The following is a 19170-nucleotide window of genomic DNA, read 5'->3' as shown; positions in this document are numbered from 1 at the left end:
TGAACTTATTCATCAAGTCAGTTATCACGCTTGAGAATCCAGAACTATGGACTCCCTTAGCGAGATGAGCCCGAGTGTCACTCGTAGTACCGAAGATGTGCACTAAGACCTAAAACACGATTTCAAGACATATAAGACGACTTAAAGATAAAAACATTTATGCCAAGACCCAAAAAATGCCGTCAATTATCGAGCTGTGTGCCCTGTAGCCTATTTAAGCCTAATGGGATCCCTGCGGTTAAATTAACTCATATTCAATTAGAGGCCGATGAGTTTGAGGCCCTCGAACTGGGTGACGTCAAAAGATTAAGCCAGATCGAAGCCGCGGCCTTGATGGGGATCTCTCGGCAAACCTTTGGATACCTTCTCGCCAATGCCCGTAAAAAGGTGGCGACGGCTATCACTCAAGGTCAAGCCTTGAGGCTGCCAACCCAAACAGACAAGGATTTATCATGATTATTGCCATGCCGATGAGCCGCGAACGCCTCGCCAGTCACTTTACGAAAGCCCTACAAATTGGCTTTTATAATGAACAGTTTCAACGAATCAAACTGGTCGATAACCCGGCAATTGAAGGTGACTGTAGTGCCAAAAAAGCCTTATTAGAGCTGATTATCCAACAAGGTACCGACATTGTACTTGTGCAGAATATCGGTGAGCGCATGTTAGGAAAGTTGCTCGATGCGGGGATTAGTGTGAGCAAAGGTAGTGCGAGTCAAACAGTGGCGACTTTACTTGCACAAACGGCGGATCTTAATCTTAGATTGACGGATGCATCCCAAGGCCGCGCTTCACTCAAACATGCAGCCAAGGGCGGATGTTGTCATTCTACAGGTGACGGCTGTGGTTGCAGCGGTAAAGCTAAAGCAGCATCTAGCTCAACACGTCTTATAAGCACGCCAGCAGTACAGGTTAAGCTCGATAAGTCAGTGCATTACGCTGGGTTTAGACCCTTGGTAAATAAATAATCTCAGTGTTTAATTTGAATTATTCCGCCACAGTTAAAGCGTAGGGGCGGGCAAGCGCCCCTCGAATATCCGCTAATGAAAACACCTTAGAAAACCGTCCGAAGGTTTTGCCATAAAACACACATTCCACCACAGGCAAGGCAAATACATTGCGGCTCGCCGCTATCTCACCTTGGGCTTGGCAATCAATATAGGCCATCCGCATCTGCGGGAACGCTTGCTCCAACATCTCAGCAATTCTCGGTTTGAGCGTTTGACATACACCGCAGTTTGGCGCGCCAAATAACAACAGCACCGCAGCATGCTCGGTTAACATGGACTCAAGCATCTCAGGTGAATCAATGTGCGTGATGATATCGGTGTGCATGCGTTGCCATTTGGAAGTTGTGATGAGTATGAATTGAGTATGAATTGAGTATGAATTCATGGGCTAGTTTGCGTATTTCTAGGGTTAAAGCCAGCCCATTTTTACCACGCTACTACCGATAAATTGACCAAGGTAGAATAAACTAAGCATGAGAAGCCCGATACTGGCAGCAATCACTCCGATTTGCTGTATGCCTGTCAGGCTATCTCGCCATTGTTTTAGATTATTTATCATTTCACTACCTGCTACCTGCTACCTGCTCAGGCTTAAGGTTATACGCGTGACTTTACATATGTCGCATTGCTAACTGCACCACTGACGCTCGCAGGGAATGCCATCATCGTCACCATCCATTTGAGTATTGGGGCAATGTTGGATGTAGAAAGTCGCCTCAGCACAGGAACTCATGTGGCTGCAATGGGTTTTACCTGTTTCACATTGGAAACTTGGTGTTGCCGTTGCTTGTGTTCGCGCTTTAGTTTCATACATGGGCATTGGCTGAATGTCTTCATTCGTGAGGACAGGTACTTCATCGATTGCAGGAGCTTCATTGAATTCTTGGTATTGTTTAAAGCCAAAGATAACGATGGCCACGATGATTAGCAGCGGGATTATTGTATTAAAGGACGATTTTCGTGGGCTATGGTAATGCGCTTTGTTTTTGTTATTGAAGTTTTCATTGCGTGATTGGATATGAGAGTGGGAGCGTGTTGTTGCACTCGCTGCAACGACTGCGACGCCTTCAATCGAGGCGATAACCGCTTTTCTTTTGCCGTCATTTTGCACTTCCGTTTGATACAGAATGCTGTCGCCCACTATGGGTTTTCTCGCCATCTTTTTCAGCACTGAAATGTGAATAAACACATCTTGGGCTGCGTTTTTTTCAGGCTGAATAAAGCCAAATCCCTTTTCATCGTTCCAGCGTACCAGTACGCCTCTATCCATGAGCATTTTCTATGTCCTTAATTTAACCGCTTAATATTTTTAGTTATTGAATATCAATACTTACTTGAGTCGCTCCGATTTATCTTTTTTAAGGAGCAAACCGTACTTAGGTTGACGAATCGGCTATTCAATGTTGGATGCTAAGTTACTCAAGCAAAGGAAGTTTTGCAATTTTTTATCTTGAATTTGCTTATGTGTGACTCATTCGCATTGAGTGTATGGCGGTGGGGAAATGTGAGCACTCAGCAGAAACGGTTGGCATTTTTGTAAATTCAATACAAACAATAGATTGCATTAGTAACAAACAAAGTGATCAAAAAATGTGCGTAAAAACTTGCAATCTTACTGTGTGCTACATAGTATTTGCTGTGTGGCGCACAGTGTGTGTGACACAGTGTTAAGGATAGGAATTCGACAATGACAAGTTCACAGCTAGTCAAAATGCGACTCGAGTTGCGCCGTGGGGTATTAGTGTTGGCGGTACTGGGATTATTAAAACAAGCCCACTACGGTTATTCGCTCCGCAAACAGTTGCAGGAAGGCGGTATCGATATTGACGAAGGGACTCTGTATCCCTTAGTGCGCCGCCTAGCCGATCAAGGATTGTTGGATAGTGAGTGGCGACAGGCCGAAGGGCGTGAGCGTCGTTATTACCAATTGTCGTCATTGGGGGCTGAGTTGCTCAGTCAACTTACCGATGAATGGCAGCAACTTAATGGCGCCTTGGCTTTTTTACTGGAGCAAAGCGCTGACACTAATGGCTCAGATATGAAAAGCTCAGACGAGAGTGCAGAGGAGATTTGATATGGAATTAGTCGATCGCTATATCGCCGCGGTGCAGCGAGAATTGCCCGAGAATAAACGTCAGGAAATTGGTCGTGAATTAAAAGCTAATATCTGCGACCAATTGGATGCCCTATCTGAACAAGGCGAATTGACTGAAGCGCAAATTGTCGCGGTATTAAAGCAAATGGGTCATCCCTGTAAGGTCGCGCAGCAATTTGTTCCGGCAGTACCTATTATTGCCTCTGAGGATATTCCGCTTTTTAAACATACACTTTTCACTGTGCTTGGGGTCTTGTTTGTGCTGCAGGTTGTGGGCGGCACGACTCAATGGTTGGGCTCTGCAGAGGGGGATCTATTAGGATTTATCCACCATATTGCCAAAGGTTTTATCGGCGATGCCTGTCTTGCCTTTACCGCTATCCTGTTGGCCTTTTGGAGTTTCTCGGCTCAGGGGAAACCCCTATCTGGCAGCAATTGCCAAAAATGGCAGCCGCAGAATTTGCCTAAGATTGGGCCCGGTTGGCAGCATATTAGTTTAAGCGATGTGTTTACCGATCTGGCGACATATCTTTTTCTCTTACTTGTGATCTGGTGTTCTGTGTGGATGAGTAGCGAGCAATTAGCCGCGCGGACTGTGATTTTCAGCGCCAGTGCTCAGCAATTGTTGCAATGGTTTAGCCCTATTATTTTGCTGTCTATGGGGAATAGTCTCTGGCAACTACGCCGCCGAGTGTGGACTACTGAATTGTTACTGGCGAATATGGGGATCAATCTTGCTTATGCCTCGTTCTTAGTCTTTCTGGCCTTTGGTTCGCCACTATTACAAAACCAAGTACAAAACCAAGGCGCTGAATTAAATGGGGAATTTACGTTATTACAGTTAGAACGTTGGCTAAGTTATAGTCTAGTGATTGCCGCTATGTTCCCTGGCTATGAGGTGATTCGCGATGGGTTGCGTTGGCGTAAACTCGTAAGCAAATAAGTAAGGTTTAACCTAGGTTTTGTAGGTGAGTTTTATTCACTTTTTCATCGAATACATGGCCTGATCAGCATGATTGAACAGGCTTTTTACATTAGTGCCATCTTCTGTGGAGAAAAGTAAGCCACGACTTTTACCGTCGATGCTGATTTATTCTGGGGTATCGCCATTATTCATTTCATTATTAAGCGATTTTTGGGCCTGTTGTTTGTAGGTGTCAAATATGCCTTCTTGCTTCATCTGTTTTAGCTCACGAGCAAGATTAACGGCGAGTGCCGCGTGACGTTTATTTAAGTAACCATAGCTGGTGAGTTCTTCTAGGGTGGCAATCGCGATTATTTTGCTGCCTTGAAACTCAGGCGTTTGTAATAGATCCAATGAGCTTGCCTCCGTATCAATATAGATATCGATTCGGTCGCGGAGCATTTTACGAAAGGAGCTCGCGGGGGACGAAGATTCAGTCAGACGCTCCTTAGGAATGAGTCCCTTTAGCTTTTGTTCTGCGAGGAACACGCCTCGATAGTATTCGATCTTGTATCGACTCTTTTGCAGTGCTTGCCAGTTAGGTATTTTGATTTCGGGATTGTGCGCGAAGGCAATTAAATGGGTATCGATAACCGGTTCTTCAATTCGAATGAGGTTGGTAAACTTTTCGCCATAATGAGATACACGCCCCGGCTCGCCATCCACTTTACCTGAGTCCGCCATCATACTGGCGCGAGCTGCAGGAACCACTTGATAGGAGAAGTCATATCCTAAGCGTTCAAAGGCTTGGGCGTAAATCAGTTCAGCCCATTTAAAGTAGAAGTTATGTTTGGGGTCCTCATAAAACGCCATCGTAATGATAGGTTTATCAGCAATCATTGCTGTGGTTTCTGCTGTTGATTTGCTGGTTGCATGAACCGAGACACAAAAGAAAAGGCCTACCCACACACTCCAAATGCGCATATTGCTCCGTCGCTGCATAGCCAGTCCCTAAACGTGTTGAGTTATTTAGAGTATAGCTAGCCTGATAAATGGGTTCATTTTTATTCAAGCAAGATTATTTTATTTCCATGATTTCGCACTAACACACGGTTGAAATGTGATCTGTTGGCGGACATTTTGTCCTTTTGGGTTTAAAAATGTGCGATACGGCACATAGAAATGATATTTGCCTGTATTTTGCTGGTTTTTTATTCATCAGAGTTTGAGCTTGATCGGTTTTTTGCTTGTAAATAAGGCGTTAAATCCTTGCCGTCTATCACCTGTAGTAGGAAAGAAAGGATGAAATCGGGACTGGGATTATCAGGAATGCGGTTATCAAAGCTTTGGTTATCAATGACGTGGTTATTACCTCTTTGTTGTTTATCGAGTGCCGTAGTGGCAGAGGCGGCAACGGACAATATCGAACGCCTTGAGGTGCGCGGCAGGCAAATTAACACCTTAGGCCATAGCACTTCGGCATCGGAGGGAATAGTCGGCGCGGCAGAAATCGAGAGTCGACCCCTATTACGAACCGGCGAAATCCTCGAATTTGTTCCTGGGATGATAGTCACTCAGCACAGTGGTTCGGGTAAAGCGAATCAGTATTTCTTACGCGGCTTTAATTTGGATCATGGCACAGACTTTAATACTCGAGTCGATGGTATGCCTGTGAATATGCGAACCCATGGGCACGGTCAGGGTTATACGGATCTTAACTTTTTGATCCCTGAACTTATAGGCGAGATCCGTTATGCCAAAGGCGCTTATTATCCTGAGGTGGCCGATTTTTCTGGCGCGGGTGCTGCGCAATTACTGCTGGCTGATCAACTCCCCCATAACCAAGTTGGGGTGACGTTGGGTGAATATGGCTACCAGCGACTCGTGGCGACTCAGGAGTTAAACACTGACATGGGGCGTTTTATTTGGGGTGGTGAGGCACAAACCTATGATGGCCCGTGGACGGATATTGATGAGGATGTGAGTAAGATCAGTCTCGTCGGGCGTTATTTAACTCGGCTCGGCGAGGGTGACTTGAGCGTCACTATGATGGCCTACGACAACAGCTGGAATTCGGCGGATCAGATCCCCGCCCGTGCGGTGGATTCTGGATTAATTGATTTTTATGGATCTTTAGATAAAGACGTCGGCGGTGAATCTAACCGTTATAGCGTTTCAGCTAATTACGATGCGGGTGATTGGCAGGGAAATGTCTACGCTATTCGCTCGACTATGAATTTATTCTCTAATTTTACCTATTTCTTAAACGATCCCATCAATGGTGATGAGTTTGAACAAGTCGATGAACGCATGATTTGGGGCGGCGATATTAAGCGTGATTGGCAAACTTCACTTGGCGGCACTCAACTGAATTACAGTGTGGGCGGCGATGTGCGTTATGACGATATTGGCGCAGTGGGTTTGTATAACACTCAGGCGCGACAACGGCTGAATACGGTAAGGCTTGATGAAGTGCAAGAGTTATCGAGTGGCATCTTTGGCAAAGTTGAGTGGCTGCCAGCTGAGCAATGGCGTTTTAATCTTGGGCTGCGTTACGATTATTTTGATGTGAAGGTCGACAGTGATAATCCGCTTAACAGTGGCGATGCGTCCGATGGTATGTTCAGCCTCAAAGCCGGTGCTTCTTATTTGTGGAGCGATAATCTTGAGTTATATGTTAATGCAGGCCAAGGGCTACATTCGAACGATGCCCGCGGTGCAACGATCAAGGTTGACCCTGTGAGTGGCGATGAGGTCGAAAAAGTCGATCTGCTCGTGCGCTCAAATGGCGGCGAATTTGGGGTGAAATACTATGACAGGGACTTTATTAATTTCTCTGCTGCGATCTGGTATCTGCAACTAGATTCAGAATTAGTATTTGTGGGCGATGCGGGTAACACTGAGCCGAGTCGTGCATCTGAACGTTATGGTGCTGAATTAACGGCTTATTATTGGCTGAATGAGGCAATCAGTATCGATATGGAATTAGCGTGGACTAACGCCAGATTTACTGAAAATGAATTTGAAGAGGGCAAGTATATCGATGGCGCAGTTCCCTTTGTTGCCAGTGCGGGCATCACCTATCGACCCGACGGAGATGGCCTGTATTCGAGTGTACGCGTGCGGCACCTTGGCGAGCGGGTGCTCGACAGCTTTAATGACCACAAGGCTGATGCGACCACATTAGTTAACCTCGCATTAGGATACGAGTTCCGCCGTTTCGACACTAAGCTTGAGCTGCTCAATGTGTTTGATAGTAAAGATCACGACATAGATTATTTTTATGCCTCTCGTTTGCCCGGCGAAGCTGCCGAAGGCGTTGAAGATCAGCATTATCATCCTGTTGAGCCACGAATGGTGAGAGTCAGCGTGAGTTATCATTTCTAGTGGTATTCATCGGTTAAGGCGATATCGAAGGTTATTATGTATTTCGCCGAGCAAAAATGTATCTCATTAAGCGTCCAGATAGTTGGGCGCTTTTTTCTGCTGCACTCATTTAAGCGCTAATCTAAGCCCAAATCGCTTCAAACTATGTGGCTGCAATAATTTACTATTCCCACGCTGACAATGGAGGCTAGAATGATGACGAGTCGATCTGAGTTTCCCCCTGTTTTACAGCTGATGCTATAGGTAGTCGCCGCGAGTTATGAGTACTGCAACACCCATTGAAAACATTAATTATTGGCGTCATCCTAGCTTATCAGGCATAGAACTGAGTCAGGCGGAATTTACGCATTTCAGTTTTGATAAACATGTGCATCTGGATTACCACTTAGGCGTAGTCACTCAAGGCGCGCAGCAGTTTGTGAATAAGGGCAGCAGTTATCAGCTTGGTCAGCATAGTTTATCGACCTTAAATCCCGACGAAACCCACGATGGTCAAAGCCGCGATGCCGACGGTTATCGGGTGAAAGTGATGTCGATCCCCGTGGAATATATGAATGAAGTCAGTCAAGAACTGGGTTTGAAGGAGCACTTTTTCAGCGCGCCTATGGTGGATGACCCGACGCTTTATCAATATTTTATTCAACTACACGAGCTATTAATTCAAGGCCAATGCAGTGCGCTTGCGGGTGAGTCCCACTTACTGAATTTTATTCATCTGCTGCTGGAGCGTTACCCGAGCGGTATTTCATCTTGCCTATCTAAACCGAATCAACCGCAGGGGTTATCTAAGTTGCAGGTGAGCTTAGTGAAACAGCGAATTCACGATGAGCCTTGGCATAATACTCAACTTGAAACCTTAGCCAATGAAGTGAATTTAAGTAAGTTTCAGTTTTTACGGCAATTTAAACAGGCGACAGGGATGACTCCCCATGCTTATCTCAAGCGGGTGCGTTTAGAGTTGGCGAAAAAGTCCTTAAGTCATGGCGCTTTAGTGGCGGATGTGGCGCAGCAGTTCGGATTTTTCGATCAAAGTCATTTAAACAAAGCTTTTAAGCAGGCATTCCTATTATCGCCAGTGCAATTTCAGCGGCGTATGCTCTAATTTCCCCCGTCTTCGACGCCGCTGGTTTTTAAAAAACACTGAATAGTGCAATTTATTACAATTCAGCGCTGCGACAAATTGCCATACTGGCTGCCTCAGTTATCGTTATTAACTTTTTTGCGGAGCCGCATATCTATGGATTTATCTTTATTACTCACCTTGGCTGTAATCCATGCCGTTGCTTTAATCAGTCCCGGACCCGATTTTGCCATTATGGTGAAGATTGCGACTCAGCAGTCCAGAAGCACTGCGGTTGCCGCCGCTGTGGGGATTTCAATAGCCATTTTAGCTCATACGATTTTGAGTCTGACCGGTGTGAGTCTACTCATTAAGAGTTCGCACACTCTGTATCTCTTAGTGCAAATTGTGGGGGCTTCTTACCTCGCTTGGATGGGGTTTGGTGCCCTGCGAGCCGGTCTTGCGATACTCGCTAAACGTAAAATGAGTGCCAGAGTCCATGCAGGGACAAATGATGATGCTGTCATTAGCGCTGGTGACGTTGAAGGCGTGGCGTCTGTTGCTGGTGGCTTAGGTGGCGCTATGTCACGCAGGCAAGGTTTTTTGACTGGGCTTTATACCAATCTATTGAATCCGAAAGCATTAGTGTTTTTCTTAACCCTGTTTTCGGCCTTGATTACCCCAAGTGTTACAACGAGCACTAAAATCGCTTCCGCTATTTTGTTGTTGTCTTTGTCATTGGCATGGTTTGGCTTTTTAGCGGTAATGTTGTCAAAGGCGCAGGTGCAACTTAAATTGCAGCGACTAACACCGGTTATCGATGCGGTTATTGGTGTCATCTTTATGTCGGTAGCCTTGGCGATTTACTCAAACCTATTGTTAACCGCTTAGTCTGGCGCAGTGTAAATCACCTTAGGTTTTAGTCTGAGGCACTTATGGTATTCTTGGCCTTTAGTCTCAGCAGAGACATTTGGAGTAAGGGATAAATATGCCATTCGCCTCACGACTCAAGGGAAGCAAATTAGCTGTTTTCAGCCAAGTTACACTAATGAATATCGCGTTTTCTGCGGCGTTAATATTCAGCGTTATGGGTTTAAGCATCAATGCAAACGCCGCTGATGAAGCCATGCCACAGGAATATATCCCTCTGGTGCAAGGGCTTATCGACGCCGCCAAGGCCAATGATCTTGAGGCGATTGCTAAGCGTGTGGCTTACCCGCTTAAACGTGAATATCCTATCCCCGCGATTCAAAATACGCAGGAAATGATCGCACGTTTCGATCAGGTTTTTGATCCTAACCTGCTTGAGCAGATCGCCCATTCTAAGATTGAAGCCGATTGGCAGACGATGGGCTGGCGCGGCATTATGCTCGGTAGCGGTGTTGTGTGGCTGGATTTTGATGGCAAGATCATCGCCATTAACTATCAAACACCGGTAGAGGCAAAACTTAAAGCAGAGTTTATTGCCAAGCAACAAAGGGCATTACATCCGAGTGTGAGTGAGTTTGTCAGCCCAGCGTTATCTTGGGAGACCGCCAAGTTTACCATTCGTGTCGATGATATGGGGAACAGCCAATACCGCTATGCCGCATGGGCAAAGGGTAAGTCATTGAGCGACAAGCCAGATTTAGTGCTGAATAAAGGCAAACTCGTGTTTGATGGCAGTGGGGGGAATCATTCATGCCAATTTCGCAGCGGCCCATACCAGTATTATTGTTATGTCACCGTCTTAGGCGGCAGCGATAGTCCTCTAGGCGAGCTAGTGGTGTTTAAGAATGACCAAGAAATACTGACACAAGCCGTTATTAAAGCAGACTAGTCTCGTTTCCATATCCCTATGAGTGAGATTTAAAGCCGCGACCCTATGGTGATGGTCGCTGCTTTAATAATCCTAACGATTTCCTTTAGCTAGAAGCTATTGCCCCAAAGTGTGTTTCGTAGTTTGAATGCTTTAATCAAAATCAAAGTCGTGGGGCTTCACCCCACACCCGACCAAGGAGGACTGCTCGTCCTATCAAAAACGTCCATGTTAAATAGCCAGCTCGATATCCATATCTCGCGTTCAAAGCGGCCGTAGGCCTTCGCCCTTGGATGCTCCAAGACTCCCCCAACGGAGTTGAAAGCTCTTTGTGCTCATTGCCAAATTTGCTATCGCTTCCGAAGGATGCGCTTTACATCCATGTAAAGCCCTCCAGTTCGGCAGTCCTAGCCTCTCGCTCATAAGCGCGAAAATCACCGATGTTCATTCGCCCCTGCACCTGCGAAAGCTAGTCGGTCATTCATGACCGAACTCACGCACTCTTTATTAAATCAAGAGCTCTATTCGCCCTGCGGCAACTCCGAGTGGAGGTGTATTCCTTGGAGTTTTGAGTCGTTAGATAGCGATTGAACAGCAAAAAATAAGCGCGAAAAATGAGAAAGCTAAAACGATATCAAGTGATTACCCATCAAACTGTATAAAAAACCGCTACCGCAAAAAAGCAAATTCCTATAGCATCATTTATACCCATTTACATGGATGTGGCAGTGGCCATATTTGAGATTTAGTCAACAAGCGATTTATGCCCTGCAAACAGCGCAGCGCATAAATACTAAGACGTTAACTGCTACCTAGAATTGAGATTATGCGCGTAAAACTAAAAAAGATAGCCGACAATTTGAGCGATGAAGAACATTCATCTATCGCGGATGAAATACGCCAAGGAAAAATCGATGGTATATCTCTATCATACTTAGGTGGTGCTTTTGGTCCTACATGGTCTGCGGGTAACGATTACAGTTTAGATTTCCTGAAACACTATTCGGGCATTAGAGCTTTAGAGATTTTTCTTCCTGCGCTAACAAGTATTGATGCTATTGCTGAGCATGTAAACGAAATAGAGTTTTTGAGTCTGGGAGAGCTTAATAAAAAAACTGTATCTTTAAGGCCTCTATCAGATCTGAATAAGTTAAATTCTCTGAGTTTGGTCAAAAATAAGAAAGATATCGATTCTATAGCTACGCTCACTAGCCTTAGAGACCTAACCCTTTCAGGGTATCAAGAAAAACAAATAGAGCATGTTGCTAGTCTGAGTAATTTAGAAAATTTATATTTGGGTTTCGGCACATTTGAAGACCTAAATGCTATTAAAGGATTATCTAAGTTAACAAGCCTAGAAATACTTTGGGTAAAGAAATTACACGACCTAAGTGCCCTGGAAAACCTGACATCTCTTGAGATATTGCATTTAAGTACTCTAAAGCAAGTTACATCCATTCCAGATGTTTCCAATCTAAAGCACCTTAAGAGCTTGATCATGGATACCATGAATGGACTTTCCTCTTTGTCAGGTATTAAAGGCAGCTCAATTAACGAATTGGCTGTAATTAATTCGAAGATAGATCCTGTATTGCTTTCTGAGCTAAATAATAGTTTGCCAGTGCTGCAGCGGCTTGTACTTGGTCTCGGAACTAAAGGGAAAACAAATGAAGCATCTAGTTTCTTTGATAGTTCCGTTATATGCGACACATTTAATGATTTAAAATACAGTACAGCCAGAGGCTATAGAATTGAGTTCTGCAGTTAACAAGGCGCTGCTGTCGGACAAATTTTCCGCTGCGCTCCAAATTTGCCGCAGAGCGCGGCGTTAGGCATACACAATGAGCCGTAGATACCTTAATCTTCAAGAAGCCGAGTCGGCGCTTAAGCGAGGGAAAGCAGTTGAGTGCTTTCTTGGTGGCTGTGAACGGTATGGCCGTGCTGGTATTCAATGGCTAAGCGTTCGAGGTCCCAAATCCGAAATAGATGTTTCAGTTTACGAAACTGCTGATTTGGGTGATGAATCATTCCTTAATATTTATGAGTTTGGTCCACTAGATCCAGATCTAGAGCTAGAGGATGCCAATGAGGTCAAATCATTCACTTCATTTGGCCAAGCGATAGAGTTTATTGAGCAACGATTCGCAGGATCATCTGAAAGGTTATTGAACGAGTTTATGATTCAAGATGAATATGCCGACTATATTTCGAGGGGCCGGAAGTAGAAATGCCTAACAATCGCAGGCACAGCGACGGCCTTTTCGTTGCAGCTCCGCCTTCACTACAAAGCCGCGCGTGCTGCGGGCGTTAACTTTATGGAAGAACTATGCACCCTCAAGCACCGCTTAAATTTTGCTATCAGGCCCTTACAAAAAAGGCGGCAAGCTATTATCGCTGGTGGGTTATCGGCACTATGTTACTTGTTCTTGCTGCATTCGTTGGTGTTACAGCTTTTGAAATGGCTGAGTGGTTATTATTTTTAACCTTTGTCCTTGCAGGGATGGTAATGATTATCACAACGCTAAGGCTTTTCTTAGTGAAACTCTTTGAAGAGAATGCTGATGCGATTAATCTGTTCTCTAGTTATTTTCCGTCTCTGCTAGGCACCCGTAGATTGGAGTTAGCTTGTAAGATAACAAATTCAGTTTATTACGGAGTGTTTTATCTTTGTTGTTATTTCTTGTTGGCAGCTATTTTTTTGTTACCGCTGTCTTTAGTTGTAGAGTATGCAAAAAGTTAACAAGGCAAGTCAGCATCGCACCTTCGGTGCTGGACTCGCTAACGCTCGCCGCTTGCGGCGTTATGTTCTCAGGGAGAGGTTGTGAATTTGGAGCACTTTTTACGAGCCATGTTTATTGCTATAGCAATATGTTTTGTTCCAATTATGCTGTTTTACTGGAGTAATGAATCTGACTTAATAAAAATGGATTTTAAATACTTCTATGAATCAATACATTTTGTTTTAGTGTTCTATTTTATATTCTCAATTATTGGATGGATGTTAATTGGCTTTCCTGTGCATTGGGTGGCAGTAAAGTTCTTTAATCAGAATAAATGGTGTTATTTTTTAGGGATTCTAGCTTTCGGTATTCTGATTTCACTACCTTCTATGAAAATTGAATTGTTTTTGTTTTATGCAGGTATTTCGGGATTACAAGCAATCTTATTTTTGTGGTGGTTAGCAAGAGAACATAATAAGTTGCTTAAACGGACGTAAAACAGTTGGCTTGCGTTTGTAAGGTGATAACCCATAGAAATTTTAATCCGAACTCCACGAATTAGAGTAAAAAAACTAGCTCACTTTTGTACAAATGTGAGTTATAACATTCTGTGGAAATGACTATTCACGTAGCATTATTCAGTCGGTTTTAATTCGCGAAATAAAAAAGAGCATTAAGGATGAACTTAATGCTCTTTTTTATGGATAAATGCCTGCTCAAACTGTGTTGCGGTAATGGGTTTACCGTAGAGGTAACCTTGGCCTAAGTCGCATTCTTCGTGACGAATAAAGGCATCTTGTTCTAGGGTTTCTACGCCTTCGGCGATCACTTCCAAGTCCAGTTTCTTACCAATGGCAATAATTGCCTTGGTTAACTCTCTATTTTGTTCGTTTTCTTCGAGTTTACTAATAAAGCAGCGATCGATTTTTAAGGTGTCGAAAGAGTATTTTTGTAGATAACTTAAGGATGAGTAGCCTGTGCCAAAATCATCTAGGGAGATGCGGATACCGAGTTCTTGTAGTTTTTGGATGGCATTGTGGGCAATGTGTTCATCTTGCATCAGCATGCCTTCGGTAATTTCAAGTTCTAAGGCGGTCGGTGGCAATTGATAGAGGGTGAGTAAGTCGGCTATGTGTTCGCTAAAGCGGGGATTGCGCATTTGCAAAGGGGAAATATTGATGGCGATTTTAAACTCTTGGCCTACCTCGCGACACCATTTTGCCGCCTGAGACAGCGCGGTATGCAATACAAAATTACCAATATCGATAATCTGGCCATTACGTTCAGCTAAGGCGATGAATCTGTCTGGGGCGACATTGCCAAGGATGGGATTATGCCAGCGCAGCAGGGCTTCGGCACCAATCACTTGCTTCGTCTTTAAGTTAATAAAGGGTTGGTAATGCAGGCTTAATTCGTTCTTGTTCAGCGCATCGACCAAATGGGATTCCAGTTGATAGCGTAGGTTTAAAGCGGCTTGTGTATCTTGATTAAAGAAGCTGTGAGTTGAGCCATCAGCCTTGCTGATCGTCATGGCCGCTCCGGCTTTTTGCAGCAGGATGGCGGCATCGATACCATCCATAGGCGCTTGTGCTATGCCCATGCTCGAGGGAATCGTGATTACAAAATCAGCCACACCAAAGGGGGTATTACAGCAGTTAAGCACTTTATTGATGAGTTTATTGGTTTCGTTATTCGAAGGTTTGTGGGCTTGAATAATCACAAATTCGGCGCCAGCGATGCGGGCGATAAAGGTGTTTTCATCGGTATAGTGCTGTAAACGTTGGCTGAGAATCGTGAGAATTTTATCGCCAATCAGGTAACCATAACTGTCGTTGATGGATTTGAAATTACGCAGCCCAAGATAGAGTACTGAAATCTTTTCTTTGCGATTCACTTTTTCGAGCATGATCGACAGACTATTAATCAAATTGATGCGGTTGGGTAATCCCGTGAGCGGATCGTAGCTTTTATGGTATTCCAGTGAGGTTTCGGTGGAGGTGCGGTTTTCGATTTCTTTAATGAGCTTACCGCTAAGTTCGGCGAGTTCATGGGTGCGCTGTTGTACTTTTTGCTCTAGCTGCTGATTGTGCAGTTGTAGCTTAGCCTGTTGATAAAGGGTGACTAGGTTAGCTTCGATACCATTTTGAAACCGAGCGAGTAAGCTGCGAAAAGATTGGCGGTAATTATGCTCTTGGCTATCGAGCATGCAGATAGTGCCAAAGGCACTGCCATCTGGCCAACGTAAAGGTAAACCACAGTATGCGATCATGCCGAGTTTAATGTCAGGATTTTTGTCCCAGTTTTTATCTTTTAGGGCGTTAGGAATGTGGAGTTCCTTACCTTCTTTGATCACTGTTTCGCAGTAAAGCCCGTGGCCTAAACTGTCTTTATCATGTTTTTTATAGGGATTACCTTGGGTGCGGCTCGAGGTAAAGACCTCAATATCGGTTTGATGGACACGCATGATCAAAGCGGCGGGAGTGTCGACTAATTCAGAGAGCAAATCTAAGGTTTGTTGCCAGTTATCAACCATTTCTTGGGGAACAACGATTTTGTCTGTGTCGATCGTAATGTCGGCAAATAAACGATCTTTTTGAGACTGGTTAATGGCGAGGTTGTATGGCATGAATGCTCAGTCCTAGAGGCGCGATACTATCCATAAACTATAGTCTTTTTACTCATGATGTGAGTCTTTTCGATAAATTTAGTTACTGCAAAATCTCGGTTCTATCTTAAATGCTGCGCTGTTAGATCTCTTAAGTGTTAGGTAAGAATTCAACGGTACTCTAGCACTAAATGTTCTGGTTTTTGGATTTATTAGTGAATAACTATCTGAAAGATAAAGTTATGATGACATTTATGGATTTTGCTAAGGGGCATTTAATTACGCCGCTTTTAGTGTTTGCAGTGATCATAGTGGGGCTTGAATGGACTCACGCTGATATGAAAGTCGCGACTTTGTTATTTCATTGGCAAGGGGGCATCGACTCTTGGCCATTGAGAGGATATTGGTTGACCGAAGATTTACTGCATGTCACTGGGCGTAACTTTGTCATCTTGCTGGCGGTGAGTGTCGTAGTTGGCATTGCCTTTAGTTTTCGAAGTGATAGGGTAAAACCGTACCGCAAAGGTTTGATTTATCTATTTTGTAGCGTATTGGCGAGTGTGTTGCTGGTCCGAATTGGCAAAAGCATTACTCACATGACCTGCCCGTGGGATGTGATTGAGTTTGGCGGCCAGATGATACATTCATCCTTGTTTTCTCGTTTACCTAAAAGTGCTGAGTTTGGTCAATGTTTCCCTGGTGGCCATGCCAGTGGGGGATTTGCTTGGGTTGCCTTGTATTACGTGCTGCGTGAGTATCGCCCGCATTTAGCTAAGTTTGGATTAATCTTTGGTTTGAGTTTAGGCCTAGTATTTGGCATTGGCCAAGAGTTACGCGGCGCCCACTTCTTGAGTCATGATTTATGGAGTTTAGCCATAGCATGGACGTCCGCTAGCCTACTCTACTATGTGTTTTTTCTGCGCTCGCCTGCGTTTAGAAAGTCTAAATTGGTCGCTTTGGGTCAAATGTTCAAGGTTGCAAGTAGTGGAATATCGCAAAAATAACGAGCTGTGAAGCTAACGCCCTGAGTCCTTATTGGGTTCAGTATTTTTTATGGCTTAAAATCTAAATTCGAAGCGCATATCAGGTCTGCGTAGGCGAGATCTTTCATCTAACAGTTGGTTTTTTTCGTTGAGTAGACTGTTTTTCTGTTTCAATAAGTCAGCCTTGTCGGTGAGATTATTGATCTTGCCATCAAGACTGCTTATTTCCCTCTCTATGGTATTTAAGCGATCGGCAATCTCAGTTAAACGTTTGTTGGTCAGGTATTGTTGATGGCCTTGGTTATAGCGCTCAACAAACTGGTTATTACTGCAAACCCCATAATAACTTTCTCCCGCTAAGCCTACGCGGTAGCCATTTTCTGGCACGCAGTAACTGGCTAACCCTTGCTGGTATCCTTGTTTCCACTGCGCGGTATCGACATTGAGATTAAATTCACGACAATCTTTTTGATATTGATTTAATTGCCCAGAACTTGTCCCACGGTTGCCATCGGCAAGCCCAAGGGCAAACCAATCACTATTGGCGCATTCTTCAATCGATAAGCTGCTGCATTGAGTCAGGGATAGGACTGAAAGTGCGAGGAAAATGCTGGGATAGTGCATGGATAAGTTCTCTATATGTTGTGGCGTTTAGGATAAAGGCTCTTATGGGGGAGATCTAGCTATATATACCGCTATTTATACTGTAATAGATGCGTTTTGTTGGGCAAAATCCATCACAGTTTAGCGTATGAATGCATGATAACCAGCTGATATTGTGTTAGTTTGCGGTTAACTCTTTAAATGTCTGCTTTGGTGCTCGCTATGATTTCACTCATTTCATCTGTGCATTCTGCTTCATTACCGGCAGTTAAGTCGGCTCATCAATCCCTTGATACTGCCGAGCCAAATGGACTTAAATCCTTTACTTATGGTGCATTAGGGCTGGCGGCTCCTAAAGCTGAGGTCAGTTTTGATGGCAATGCAAGGAGTAAAATATCTGAGCCTAGTGCGGATGATGTAGATGACGTTAAGAGTTCAAACGACACTTATTACAGTGCAGGCCAAATATTGAAAGCGGCGGCGACTGTGGGCAGTGTGATTGCCTTGTTTGTTTGAGTTAAGTTCCTGCACCAATTTAGCTCTGGGTATTATTTCAACTGGCTTGAATTGGTATATTCGCCGCGGAATATGGCTTGTTGTTTTGAGTCTGGTTTTATTTGGGTGAGCATAAAAGAATATTCTTTTAGTTAAAGTGGTATTTTCAGTCTCTTTCTTTGCCAAAGCGCTGAGTAAATCTGGTATTGTGTTTAACACGCAAGTGCATTAGTTTTTACTTAAAATTCGTTTAACAATCCTAAACTATATTCATCAAACTTCCGCTGGAGACCGCTTTTGTATGAAGATTTGCCCGCAGTATTCCATATCATGCCTAAGTAAGGTATAAGGGCGCTATGAAAACTCCGAAACGAATCCAACCCCTGGTTGATGAAGGACTGGTCGATGAGGTCATTAGCCAGTTAATGAGCGGTAAAGAAGCGACTGTGTACGTTGTACGCAGTGGTGATGATATCCGCTGTGCCAAAGTCTATAAAGAAGCGGACAAGCGCAGTTTTAAGCAAGCTGTGTTATATCAAGAAGGCCGAAAAGTCCGTAACAGTCGTCGTGCGCGCGCGATGGAAAAAGGGTCTAAATTTGGCCGCGATCAGCAGGAAGAAGCTTGGCAAAATGCCGAGGTTGAAGCACTTTACCGTTTAGCGAATGCAGGTGTGCGGGTGCCAACGCCTTACGGCTGTTTCGATGGTGTGTTGCTGATGGAGTTAGTGACGGATGCCGAGGGCAATGTCGCGCCGAGATTAAACGATGTCAGTATGTCGGCAGAAAAAGCATTGAAGGATCATGCGTTGGTGATGACCTATGTTAAACGTATGCTCTGTGCGGGGTTAGTGCACGGTGACTTGTCTGAGTTTAACGTGTTAGTTGATAGTGAAGGGCCAGTGATTATCGACTTACCTCAGGCCGTCGATGCCGCTGCAAATAACCATGCTAAATGGATGTTAGCGCGTGATGTGAATAACATGACTCAATACTATGGTTTGTATGCTCCTGAGCTGCTAAAAACACAATACGCCAAAGAAATTTGGGCCTTGTTTGAAGCCGGTGAATTGAAGCCTGAAACGCCATTAACGGGTGAGTTTACCGAAGTGCTGGTTGAAGCCGATGTTAGTGCGGTCTTGGAAGAAATCCAAGCAGCCTTTGAAGAGGCACAAGAGCGTAAGCAGCGGATCCAAGAGGCAAACGAAGAAGACTATTAATCGTCAGTCGTTGTTTTTCACCCATAAAAAAGACGCTCAAAGTAGTAATGCCGATCAGTTAAGACAGATCGCTTGACGATCTCGCTGAAAAGATCAAAATCCGATGACCTCATGTCATCGGATTTTTTTATGCAACTCTCAGAAGCACTCGCCCGTACTCATATTACCCGCCTAACCGAATTCACCTGCTTAGCAGATGTGTTAGAACCTGAGTTAATTCAATCTTGCCTAGACTCTCAGGGCGTTGCGACGTTAAGACGGCGTAAATTGCCGATGGACGCGATGATTTGGGG

The 19170-nt window shown here is 44.4% G+C and carries 21 protein-coding genes; 16 read left to right on the top strand and 5 right to left on the bottom strand.

Annotated elements, in window-relative coordinates:
- Positions 1-159: 159 nt before the first annotated feature.
- The gene (locus L5L98_RS14745; RefSeq protein ID WP_012088215.1) at positions 160-456 is read left to right on the top strand and encodes a DUF134 domain-containing protein; all 297 of its coding nucleotides are present in this window, start codon (positions 160-162) and stop codon (positions 454-456) included.
- Positions 453-968, top strand: coding sequence for a NifB/NifX family molybdenum-iron cluster-binding protein (locus L5L98_RS14740; protein ID WP_263142021.1), 516 nt, complete (start codon positions 453-455; stop codon positions 966-968). Before L5L98_RS14745 ends, L5L98_RS14740 begins: the two co-directional genes overlap by 4 nt.
- 19 nt (positions 969-987) lie before the next feature.
- Here L5L98_RS14740 and L5L98_RS14735 read toward each other — a convergent pair whose 3' ends face one another.
- Both L5L98_RS14735 and L5L98_RS14730 read right to left on the bottom strand, forming a co-directional pair.
- Positions 988-1335, bottom strand: a complete 348-nt coding sequence (locus tag L5L98_RS14735; protein ID WP_263142019.1) for a thioredoxin family protein — start codon at positions 1333-1335, stop codon at positions 988-990.
- Positions 1336-1638: 303 nt separating this feature from the next.
- Positions 1639-2286, bottom strand: coding sequence for an excalibur calcium-binding domain-containing protein (locus L5L98_RS14730; RefSeq protein ID WP_219236023.1), 648 nt, complete (start codon positions 2284-2286; stop codon positions 1639-1641).
- A gap of 411 nt (positions 2287-2697) precedes the next feature.
- Here L5L98_RS14730 and L5L98_RS14725 point away from each other — a divergent pair, with 411 nt between their 5' ends.
- Both L5L98_RS14725 and L5L98_RS14720 read left to right on the top strand, forming a co-directional pair.
- Positions 2698-3084, top strand: a complete 387-nt coding sequence (locus L5L98_RS14725; RefSeq protein WP_105251375.1) for a PadR family transcriptional regulator — start codon at positions 2698-2700, stop codon at positions 3082-3084.
- A gap of 1 nt (position 3085) precedes the next feature.
- Complete coding sequence (locus L5L98_RS14720) at positions 3086-4048, top strand: hypothetical protein (protein ID WP_263142017.1); 963 nt, start codon at positions 3086-3088, stop codon at positions 4046-4048.
- A gap of 147 nt (positions 4049-4195) precedes the next feature.
- Here L5L98_RS14720 and L5L98_RS14715 read toward each other — a convergent pair whose 3' ends face one another.
- The gene (locus tag L5L98_RS14715) at positions 4196-5011 is read right to left on the bottom strand and encodes a hypothetical protein (protein ID WP_263142016.1); all 816 of its coding nucleotides are present in this window, start codon (positions 5009-5011) and stop codon (positions 4196-4198) included.
- 327 nt (positions 5012-5338) lie between these two features.
- Between L5L98_RS14715 and L5L98_RS14710 the strand changes: the two genes are divergently transcribed.
- The 8 genes from L5L98_RS14710 to L5L98_RS14675 all read left to right on the top strand — a co-directional run bounded on the left by L5L98_RS14710 (position 5339) and on the right by L5L98_RS14675 (position 13471).
- Complete coding sequence (locus L5L98_RS14710; RefSeq protein ID WP_411569212.1) at positions 5339-7396, top strand: TonB-dependent receptor; 2058 nt, start codon at positions 5339-5341, stop codon at positions 7394-7396.
- A gap of 259 nt (positions 7397-7655) precedes the next feature.
- A complete protein-coding gene (locus L5L98_RS14705) occupies positions 7656-8498 on the top strand; it encodes an AraC family transcriptional regulator (protein WP_113939990.1) in 843 nt (280 codons plus the stop codon).
- A gap of 135 nt (positions 8499-8633) precedes the next feature.
- Positions 8634-9347, top strand: coding sequence for a LysE family translocator (locus tag L5L98_RS14700; RefSeq protein ID WP_028759343.1), 714 nt, complete (start codon positions 8634-8636; stop codon positions 9345-9347).
- 97 nt (positions 9348-9444) lie between these two features.
- Positions 9445-10275 carry a hypothetical protein gene (locus tag L5L98_RS14695; protein WP_263142008.1) on the top strand — a complete coding sequence of 277 codons (831 nt, stop codon included), beginning with the start codon at positions 9445-9447 and terminating at the stop codon, positions 10273-10275.
- An 805-nt stretch (positions 10276-11080) separates the two neighbouring features.
- Complete coding sequence (locus L5L98_RS14690; RefSeq protein WP_263142006.1) at positions 11081-12022, top strand: hypothetical protein; 942 nt, start codon at positions 11081-11083, stop codon at positions 12020-12022.
- A gap of 73 nt (positions 12023-12095) precedes the next feature.
- On the top strand, positions 12096-12479 hold the full coding sequence (locus L5L98_RS14685) for a hypothetical protein (protein WP_219253626.1): 384 nt from the start codon (positions 12096-12098) through the stop codon (positions 12477-12479).
- 101 nt (positions 12480-12580) lie between these two features.
- Complete coding sequence (locus tag L5L98_RS14680) at positions 12581-12994, top strand: hypothetical protein (protein ID WP_263142004.1); 414 nt, start codon at positions 12581-12583, stop codon at positions 12992-12994.
- Positions 12995-13075: 81 nt separating this feature from the next.
- Positions 13076-13471, top strand: a complete 396-nt coding sequence (locus L5L98_RS14675) for a hypothetical protein (RefSeq protein ID WP_263142002.1) — start codon at positions 13076-13078, stop codon at positions 13469-13471.
- A 188-nt stretch (positions 13472-13659) separates the two neighbouring features.
- On the opposite strand, the gene L5L98_RS14670 is transcribed toward L5L98_RS14675, so the two are convergent.
- Positions 13660-15600 carry a GGDEF and EAL domain-containing protein gene (locus tag L5L98_RS14670; protein WP_263142000.1) on the bottom strand — a complete coding sequence of 647 codons (1941 nt, stop codon included), beginning with the start codon at positions 15598-15600 and terminating at the stop codon, positions 13660-13662.
- A gap of 224 nt (positions 15601-15824) precedes the next feature.
- Between L5L98_RS14670 and L5L98_RS14665 the strand changes: the two genes are divergently transcribed.
- Positions 15825-16583 carry a phosphatase PAP2 family protein gene (locus tag L5L98_RS14665; protein WP_263142148.1) on the top strand — a complete coding sequence of 253 codons (759 nt, stop codon included), beginning with the start codon at positions 15825-15827 and terminating at the stop codon, positions 16581-16583.
- A 54-nt stretch (positions 16584-16637) separates the two neighbouring features.
- On the opposite strand, the gene L5L98_RS14660 is transcribed toward L5L98_RS14665, so the two are convergent.
- Positions 16638-17186, bottom strand: coding sequence for a DUF2799 domain-containing protein (locus L5L98_RS14660; protein WP_263141995.1), 549 nt, complete (start codon positions 17184-17186; stop codon positions 16638-16640).
- Between the two features lie 180 nt (positions 17187-17366).
- Here L5L98_RS14660 and L5L98_RS14655 point away from each other — a divergent pair, with 180 nt between their 5' ends.
- The 3 genes from L5L98_RS14655 to L5L98_RS14645 all read left to right on the top strand — a co-directional run.
- The gene (locus tag L5L98_RS14655; protein WP_317633959.1) at positions 17367-17681 is read left to right on the top strand and encodes a hypothetical protein; all 315 of its coding nucleotides are present in this window, start codon (positions 17367-17369) and stop codon (positions 17679-17681) included.
- 335 nt (positions 17682-18016) lie between these two features.
- Positions 18017-18877, top strand: coding sequence for a PA4780 family RIO1-like protein kinase (locus L5L98_RS14650; RefSeq protein WP_028759534.1), 861 nt, complete (start codon positions 18017-18019; stop codon positions 18875-18877).
- Positions 18878-18988: 111 nt separating this feature from the next.
- A partial coding sequence (locus tag L5L98_RS14645) for a transposase domain-containing protein (RefSeq protein WP_263141990.1) occupies positions 18989-19170 on the top strand: 182 nt, incomplete at its 3' end.

Source organism: Shewanella sp. SM23, assembly GCF_025654295.1.
GTDB lineage: Bacteria > Pseudomonadota > Gammaproteobacteria > Enterobacterales > Shewanellaceae > Shewanella > Shewanella oncorhynchi.
The sequence above is the reverse complement of the archived record's forward strand: the minus strand, read 5'-3'. Positions and strand labels throughout refer to the sequence as shown.

What these genes read in the sequence shown, in the direction of transcription:
- L5L98_RS14745 (WP_012088215.1), top strand. Translation starts at nt 160, where the DNA reads ATGCCAAGACCCAAAAAATGCCGTCAATTATCGAGCTGTGTGCCCTGT.
- L5L98_RS14740 (WP_263142021.1), top strand. Translation starts at nt 453, where the DNA reads ATGATTATTGCCATGCCGATGAGCCGCGAACGCCTCGCCAGTCACTTT.
- L5L98_RS14735 (WP_263142019.1), bottom strand. Translation starts at nt 1,335, where the DNA reads ATGCACACCGATATCATCACGCACATTGATTCACCTGAGATGCTTGAG.
- L5L98_RS14730 (WP_219236023.1), bottom strand. Translation starts at nt 2,286, where the DNA reads ATGCTCATGGATAGAGGCGTACTGGTACGCTGGAACGATGAAAAGGGA.
- L5L98_RS14725 (WP_105251375.1), top strand. Translation starts at nt 2,698, where the DNA reads ATGACAAGTTCACAGCTAGTCAAAATGCGACTCGAGTTGCGCCGTGGG.
- L5L98_RS14720 (WP_263142017.1), top strand. Translation starts at nt 3,086, where the DNA reads ATGGAATTAGTCGATCGCTATATCGCCGCGGTGCAGCGAGAATTGCCC.
- L5L98_RS14715 (WP_263142016.1), bottom strand. Translation starts at nt 5,011, where the DNA reads ATGCAGCGACGGAGCAATATGCGCATTTGGAGTGTGTGGGTAGGCCTT.
- L5L98_RS14710 (WP_411569212.1), top strand. Translation starts at nt 5,339, where the DNA reads ATGCGGTTATCAAAGCTTTGGTTATCAATGACGTGGTTATTACCTCTT.
- L5L98_RS14705 (WP_113939990.1), top strand. Translation starts at nt 7,656, where the DNA reads ATGAGTACTGCAACACCCATTGAAAACATTAATTATTGGCGTCATCCT.
- L5L98_RS14700 (WP_028759343.1), top strand. Translation starts at nt 8,634, where the DNA reads ATGGATTTATCTTTATTACTCACCTTGGCTGTAATCCATGCCGTTGCT.
- L5L98_RS14695 (WP_263142008.1), top strand. Translation starts at nt 9,445, where the DNA reads ATGCCATTCGCCTCACGACTCAAGGGAAGCAAATTAGCTGTTTTCAGC.
- L5L98_RS14690 (WP_263142006.1), top strand. Translation starts at nt 11,081, where the DNA reads ATGCGCGTAAAACTAAAAAAGATAGCCGACAATTTGAGCGATGAAGAA.
- L5L98_RS14685 (WP_219253626.1), top strand. Translation starts at nt 12,096, where the DNA reads ATGAGCCGTAGATACCTTAATCTTCAAGAAGCCGAGTCGGCGCTTAAG.
- L5L98_RS14680 (WP_263142004.1), top strand. Translation starts at nt 12,581, where the DNA reads ATGCACCCTCAAGCACCGCTTAAATTTTGCTATCAGGCCCTTACAAAA.
- L5L98_RS14670 (WP_263142000.1), bottom strand. Translation starts at nt 15,600, where the DNA reads ATGCCATACAACCTCGCCATTAACCAGTCTCAAAAAGATCGTTTATTT.
- L5L98_RS14665 (WP_263142148.1), top strand. Translation starts at nt 15,825, where the DNA reads ATGACATTTATGGATTTTGCTAAGGGGCATTTAATTACGCCGCTTTTA.
- L5L98_RS14660 (WP_263141995.1), bottom strand. Translation starts at nt 17,186, where the DNA reads ATGCACTATCCCAGCATTTTCCTCGCACTTTCAGTCCTATCCCTGACT.
- L5L98_RS14655 (WP_317633959.1), top strand. Translation starts at nt 17,367, where the DNA reads ATGTCTGCTTTGGTGCTCGCTATGATTTCACTCATTTCATCTGTGCAT.
- L5L98_RS14650 (WP_028759534.1), top strand. Translation starts at nt 18,017, where the DNA reads ATGAAAACTCCGAAACGAATCCAACCCCTGGTTGATGAAGGACTGGTC.